The 5292-nt window shown below is 69.4% G+C and carries 7 protein-coding genes and 1 tRNA gene; 4 read left to right on the top strand and 4 right to left on the bottom strand.

The annotated features are described in order from the left end of the window. From H0W38_RS15940 to H0W38_RS15930, 3 genes are all read right to left on the bottom strand, one after another. A partial coding sequence (locus tag H0W38_RS15940; RefSeq protein WP_292455855.1) for a DUF3455 domain-containing protein occupies positions 1 to 485 on the bottom strand: 485 nt, incomplete at its 3' end. A 98-nt stretch (positions 486 to 583) separates the two neighbouring features. Continuing rightward, the gene (locus H0W38_RS15935) at positions 584 to 1282 is read right to left on the bottom strand and encodes an anti-sigma factor (RefSeq protein ID WP_292455853.1); all 699 of its coding nucleotides are present in this window, start codon (positions 1280 to 1282) and stop codon (positions 584 to 586) included. 8 nt (positions 1283 to 1290) lie between these two features. Further along, the gene (locus H0W38_RS15930; RefSeq protein ID WP_292455850.1) at positions 1291 to 1914 is read right to left on the bottom strand and encodes a sigma-70 family RNA polymerase sigma factor; all 624 of its coding nucleotides are present in this window, start codon (positions 1912 to 1914) and stop codon (positions 1291 to 1293) included. Between the two features lie 111 nt (positions 1915 to 2025). Here H0W38_RS15930 and H0W38_RS15925 point away from each other — a divergent pair, with 111 nt between their 5' ends. From H0W38_RS15925 to H0W38_RS15915, 3 genes are read left to right on the top strand one after another with little or no spacing between them, the layout of a single operon-like run. Next, positions 2026 to 2466: a nuclear transport factor 2 family protein gene (locus H0W38_RS15925; protein ID WP_292455848.1), complete on the top strand. Its 441-nt coding sequence runs from the start codon at positions 2026 to 2028 to the stop codon at positions 2464 to 2466. A gap of 23 nt (positions 2467 to 2489) precedes the next feature. Beyond that, the gene (locus H0W38_RS15920; protein WP_292455846.1) at positions 2490 to 3500 is read left to right on the top strand and encodes an alpha/beta fold hydrolase; all 1011 of its coding nucleotides are present in this window, start codon (positions 2490 to 2492) and stop codon (positions 3498 to 3500) included. A 32-nt stretch (positions 3501 to 3532) separates the two neighbouring features. Continuing rightward, entirely contained in the window at positions 3533 to 4063 is a 531-nt protein-coding gene (locus tag H0W38_RS15915) for a DUF2946 family protein (RefSeq protein ID WP_292455845.1), read from the top strand. Between the two features lie 77 nt (positions 4064 to 4140). On the opposite strand, the gene H0W38_RS15910 is transcribed toward H0W38_RS15915, so the two are convergent. Further along, on the bottom strand, positions 4141 to 5061 hold the full coding sequence (locus tag H0W38_RS15910; protein ID WP_292455842.1) for a c-type cytochrome: 921 nt from the start codon (positions 5059 to 5061) through the stop codon (positions 4141 to 4143). 148 nt (positions 5062 to 5209) lie between these two features. Between H0W38_RS15910 and H0W38_RS15905 the strand changes: the two genes are divergently transcribed. Beyond that, positions 5210 to 5285: transfer RNA gene (locus H0W38_RS15905), tRNA-Arg, on the top strand. Positions 5286 to 5292: the final 7 nt, after the last annotated feature.

Below are 5292 nucleotides of genomic sequence, written 5' to 3'. Positions count from 1 at the left end.
GCGCAAGCCGCCGCCGGTGCCACGCCGCCCTTCGTGTTCAGGCGCTGGATGGAGCTCACCTTGCTCATCGCGCCGCTGCCCATGGCACCCTCGGTCTTGACGAGTTGCAGCGGGATGTTGCCGCTCGCATTGGGCGCTACCCCCACTTGCTTGCCGCCGATCTTCGAGCCGTCGGTCGACTGCCAGGTGGTCGGCGGGCCGAAGTACTTGCCCACCGCCTCGCCGCTGCCGTTCGTGAGCGTGGCCACGGGGCCGACGAAGGCCCAGGCGTACTGGCCGGCCATGTCGCTCTTCTCGCGGCATTCATAAGTGATCTGGCCGTCACGGGTCTGGGTCCACATCGCCTGCTTCTCGCCGGCCGGTGCGCGCACCGCTTCCGCAAGCGCCATGTTGTCGACCATCGGGCTCTTCATCGACTGCGACGCGCAGGCGGTCAGCGTCACCAACACGGCGACGCTCAGGATCAAGGGGTTTGTCGGACGCATGCTTTTTCTCCGTAGATGAGGGTTCGATCGATCAGGAAAAACCTGATGGATCGCCTTCACTACGGGCGCATCGTCGATCCGGATGCAGCGCGGTGCGCTCAGGTGTCGAGCTTGCCGACCGAGACGATCGGGCCGGTCGGCGCGCCCGTCGGCGAGCCGCCGCTCGGCTCGATGCTGACCGCGAACGCGGCGGTGTTGTCGAGCAGTTGTGCACGCAGCACCGTCGTGGCCTCTTCGGCCGAGACCAGACCCAACGAGCGCGGCGCGCCGGTGCCGGGCACCGACCACAACTCGAGCGCGCGGCCGGCGTCGAGCGTCACCGGGCCGACAGGCCGGAGCACCAACGCGCGGCCGTCCGGCGTCACGCTGGCCACGAAGCTGGCCGGCTGCACGCCCACTGCGTCGGCATTCGCGTTCAGCACGATGACGATCGGCGGCGCAACCGGCGGTGGTTGCGACACCACCAACGCCAGGCTCAGCGCCGCAACGGTCGCGAAGGCCGTCAGCCCTTGCCACAGGCCGAGCCGCCGCCACCAGCCGCCGGGCGCCGGGGCATTTGTGCGTTCGGTGCCGAACAGGCTGCGCTCGAGCCGCGTCCACACGGCGGCCGAGGGCTGCACCGGCGCGACGGCATCCGCGAGCGGTGCCAGCCGCGCCTGCCATCCCGCCACGGCGCTGCGCAGCGCCGCGTGCGCCGGCAGCAGTGCTTCGAAGCGCCGGCGCGCACGGCCGCGCAGCGTGCCGAGCGTGTACTCGGCCGCAAGGCGGTCGGCGAGGGCGGGGCGGGCGTAATCCACGAGTGCGCTCAGGTCACGCCGCGCTCGCGCTGCACGTGCTCAAGGCAGCCCTTGAGCGCGATCAGCGCGCGCCGCACCCAACTCTTGACTGTGCCCAACGGCTGACGCAGGTGCTCGGCCACTTCGGCATGCGAGAGGCCCTGATAGAAGGCCAGCGCGAGGCTTTGCTGCTGCTCGCCGCTGAGCGCGGCCATGCAGCCGCGCAAGGCCTGCGCGTCGGCGGCCTGTCCCAACAGTTCGAGCGGCCCGGCGTTGGCCGAGGCGAGGTCGTGCAGCATGTCGTTCTCGTCATCGTCGCCGCTGCCCGACAGGCTCACGGTGTTCGGTTCGCTCTGGCGGCGGCGCAGGCTGTCGATGGCCCGGTTGCGGGCCACGCTGGTCAGCCAGGTCATCGGCTGGCTCAGGCTGGTGTCGAAACCCTGCGCGGCGCGCCAGACGTTCACGTACACCTCTTGCAGCACGTCTTCGGCCTGGGCCCGGTCTCTCTGGATACGCAGCACCACGCCGAGCAGATGCGCACTGGTCTGCTGGTAAAGCGTGGCAAAAGCCGCACGGTCGCCGAGCGCAACGCGTGACAACAGCGCGGCGAGATCGCGGCTGCGTTCGGTCCAGTCTTTCGGGTCGGTGGCCATGGCGCTTCGAGTTGGCGGCATTCTAGGGGTGCTTCGTACAATGCCGGCGGCATGCGGCGCGTGCCACGCCGTCGCCACCGCCGCGGTGGCCGTTCGCAAATTCGAGGTCTCATGCCGTCCAAACCGAAAGCCCCGCCGTCCTCGCCCGACGACATCGAAGCGCAGTTCTACGAAGCGCTGCAGCAGGGCGACGTCGACAAGCTCATGGCCGTGTGGTCCGACGACGAAGACATCGCCTGCGTTCATCCGGGCGGGCCGCGCATGCTGGGTGCCGGCGCCATCCGGGCGGCCTTCGAGGCGATCTTCGCGAGTGGCGCGATCGATGTGCGGCCCGACAAGGTGCGCCGCCTGCAGGCCCATTCGAGCGCGATCCACCATGTGCTCGAACGCGTGCAGGTGCGCAGCGACGAAGGCGTGCAGACAGCCTTCGCGATCGTCACCAACGCCTACGTGCTGACCGCTCAGGGCTGGCGCATGGTGCTGCACCATGCCAGCCCCGGCATGGCGCGCGAGCTGCAGGAAATTTCGGAAGCGCCGTCGACGCTGCATTGAACTGGAAAGAGCGCCGCCCGCGCATGTCCACCGCCTTCGAGCTTGCCGCCGCTTCGGCCGCAACCCACGTCGCACCGTGGTGGCTGCCCGGCGGCAACGCGCAAACGATCTGGCCGGCGCTGCGTGGACGCGGCTTCGACGGCACGGCGCCACGCTTCGAGCGTGAACGCTGGGCCACGCCGGACGGGGATTTCATCGACGTCGATTTCCTCGCGACGAGCAACGCGCGGGACGAGGCGAACGCGCCCCTGCTGGTGCTGTTCCACGGCCTCGAAGGCTCTTCGCGCAGCCACTATGCGCAGGCTTTCGCGCACTGGGCCACCCAGCAGGGCTGGCAGTTCGCACTGCCGCACTTTCGCGGCTGCTCGGGCGAGCTGAACCTCGCGCCGCGCGCCTACCACTCCGGCGACTTCGAAGAGGTCGGCTGGATCCTCGCCCGTCTGAGGACCCGCGTGCGCCAGCCGCTGCTGGCGGTCGGCGTCTCGCTCGGCGGCAACGCGCTGCTGCGCTGGGCCGAGGAAACCGAAGGCAGCGCAGCAGCGGTGGTGCGCGCGATGGCGGCGGTCTCCGCGCCGATCGATCTCGCCGCAGGCGGCCATGCGATTGCACGCGGCTTCAACCGGCAGATTTACAACCGCATGTTCCTGCGCTCGATGAAACCCAAGGCGCTGGCCAAGCTGGCTCAGCACCCCGGCCTCTTCGATCGCGAGCGGCTGCTTGCGGCGGCTGACCTTTACGCTTTCGACGATGTCTTCACTGCGCCGCTGCATGGCTTCAAAGGGACCGACGATTACTGGGCTCGCGGCTCGGCCAAGCCGCATCTCGCTCGCATCCGGATTCCCACGCTGGTGCTCAACGCGCGCAACGATCCTTTCGTGCCGGCGGCGAGCCTGCCGCAGCCTCATGAAGTCGGCCGCCACGTCAGCTTGTGGCAGCCGGCGCAGGGCGGCCATGTCGGCTTTGCCGCCGGGCGCTTCCCGGGCCGGCGGCTCGGCTTGCCCGAGGCGGTGATGGGGTGGCTGCAGGCGCACTGAGCCCGGGGGCGGCACCGGTCGACAATTCGGCGATGGACGAGATCGTCAAGGCGGCGCTCAAGAAGTGGCCCAACGTGCCGGCCTGCCACGGCTGGCTCGGCCTGGACGCGCGCGGCGACTGGTACATGCGCGACGACCGGGTGCAGGCGGCGGGGCCGTTCCCGCAGGTCAAGGGCAGCCGGCTGCTGCATGAGAAGCTGGTGGACTTCATCCATCGCAACTACCTGCCCGACGAGCACGGCGCCTGGTTCTTCCAGAACGGGCCGCAGCGGGTGTACGTCGAGCTGGAGGCCGCGCCGCTGGTTCTTGGCGTGCAGCGCAACGCCACCGGTTTCGCGCTGCACGCTCATACCGGGCGGGAGGCGGGACCCGTGCGCAGCGCTTGGCTCGACGAAGGCGGCCGCCTGTTCCTCGAGACCGAGGCCGGCTTCGGTCTGGTGCGCTCGATGGACATGGACGCTGCCGCCGACGTGGTGACGAGCGGCGAGTGGCAACCGCAGCCGGTGCGTTTCGAAGACCTGCCGGCGCGTTTCGGCTACCGGCTCAGTCCGCAGCAGACGTGAAAAAGCCGGCTTGCGCGCCGGCCTTTCGGTGATCAGAGCCGCTGAACGAGCCGGCTTGCCGCAAACGAAGAGCGCTCTTACTTGACGCTCTCGACCATATAGGTCACTACCGCCCGCAAGTCAGCTTCGCTGGCGGCTGCCGCGCCGCCCTTCGGAGGCATGACCCCTTTGCCGTTGATCACGCTTTGCGTCAGCCCGTCAATGCCCAGGGCCAGCCGCGGCGCCCAGGCCGCCTTGTCGCCCAGCTTGGGAGCGTTCGCCACACCGGCCGCATGGCACATCTGACAAACCTGCGTGTAGATTGCCGGGACCTCGCCCGCCGCGGCGACGGTCGCACCGGGCTCCGGCGGCGATTGCGCTGCTGCCGGTGCGGCGGGTGCCGCCGGCACCGGCGCGGGCGCAGTCGGTGCGGGTGCCGCCGTGGTCGCAATGGCGCCGCTCAACGCGGCTGCGGGCTCGCTCGCCGCAGCCATGGCAGCCGGCGGCTTGGGTTCCTCGAACTTGGCGCCCCCGGCATTGGCCAGGTGAACCACGGCGCGGCCGATTTCCAGGTCGCTGAAATCGCCGCCCCCTTGCGGACCCATCGCGCCCTTGCCCTCTAGCGCCGATTTCAGCAGCGTCTCGTAACCGGCGGTGATGCGCGGCGCCCAGGCAGCGGCATCGCCGAATTTCGGTGCATTGGCCAGACCGGCGGCGTGACAAGCGGCGCATTGAGCGGTGTAGACCTCGGCGCCGGACTTCATCGCGCTCACATCGGTGACGTCGCGGACCATGACCTGCCCGACCGGCGCCAGCCGCCGGGCAATCGCCTGCTCGTCGAGCATTTCGGTGCCCGCGCCCGGTTTAACAGCATCCGACACGAAACTGGCCAGCATCACGATGACGGCGATCGGAATGACGAACGACGCCACCACGGCGATGAGCAACTGCTTGGGCGTGCGGATCGGACCTTCGTGATCGGCTTCCGGATCGGCGTGGGAGGGCACAGGGTCGCTCATGAAATCCTCGGAAAAACTGGGGGGTCGAGCCCCGCGCAGCACGGTGCGTCGGCAGCCGGTGGCAAAGCCGGGCGATTATAGAGGCCGCCTCCCTGACGAGCCGCGCTGGGCAAAGGCCCGCAAGCGCGCGCGCTAGAATCCACGCCCTGCGTCCGTAGCTCAATGGATAGAGTACTGCCCTCCGAAGGCAGGGGTTGCTGGTTCGATCCCAGCCGGGCGCACCAACGCTAA

The sequence above is a fragment of the Methylibium sp. genome, assembly GCF_013817365.1.
GTDB lineage: Bacteria > Pseudomonadota > Gammaproteobacteria > Burkholderiales > Burkholderiaceae_C > Methylibium.
The sequence above is the reverse complement of the archived record's forward strand: the minus strand, read 5'-3'. Positions and strand labels throughout refer to the sequence as shown.

Bases quoted from the DNA above. Each gene is read 5' to 3' on its own strand.
- H0W38_RS15930 (WP_292455850.1), bottom strand. From the start codon at position 1,914: ATGGCCACCGACCCGAAAGACTGGACCGAACGCAGCCGCGATCTCGCC.
- H0W38_RS15925 (WP_292455848.1), top strand. From the start codon at position 2,026: ATGCCGTCCAAACCGAAAGCCCCGCCGTCCTCGCCCGACGACATCGAA.
- H0W38_RS15915 (WP_292455845.1), top strand. From the start codon at position 3,533: ATGGACGAGATCGTCAAGGCGGCGCTCAAGAAGTGGCCCAACGTGCCG.
- H0W38_RS15920 (WP_292455846.1), top strand. From the start codon at position 2,490: ATGTCCACCGCCTTCGAGCTTGCCGCCGCTTCGGCCGCAACCCACGTC.
- H0W38_RS15910 (WP_292455842.1), bottom strand. From the start codon at position 5,061: ATGAGCGACCCTGTGCCCTCCCACGCCGATCCGGAAGCCGATCACGAA.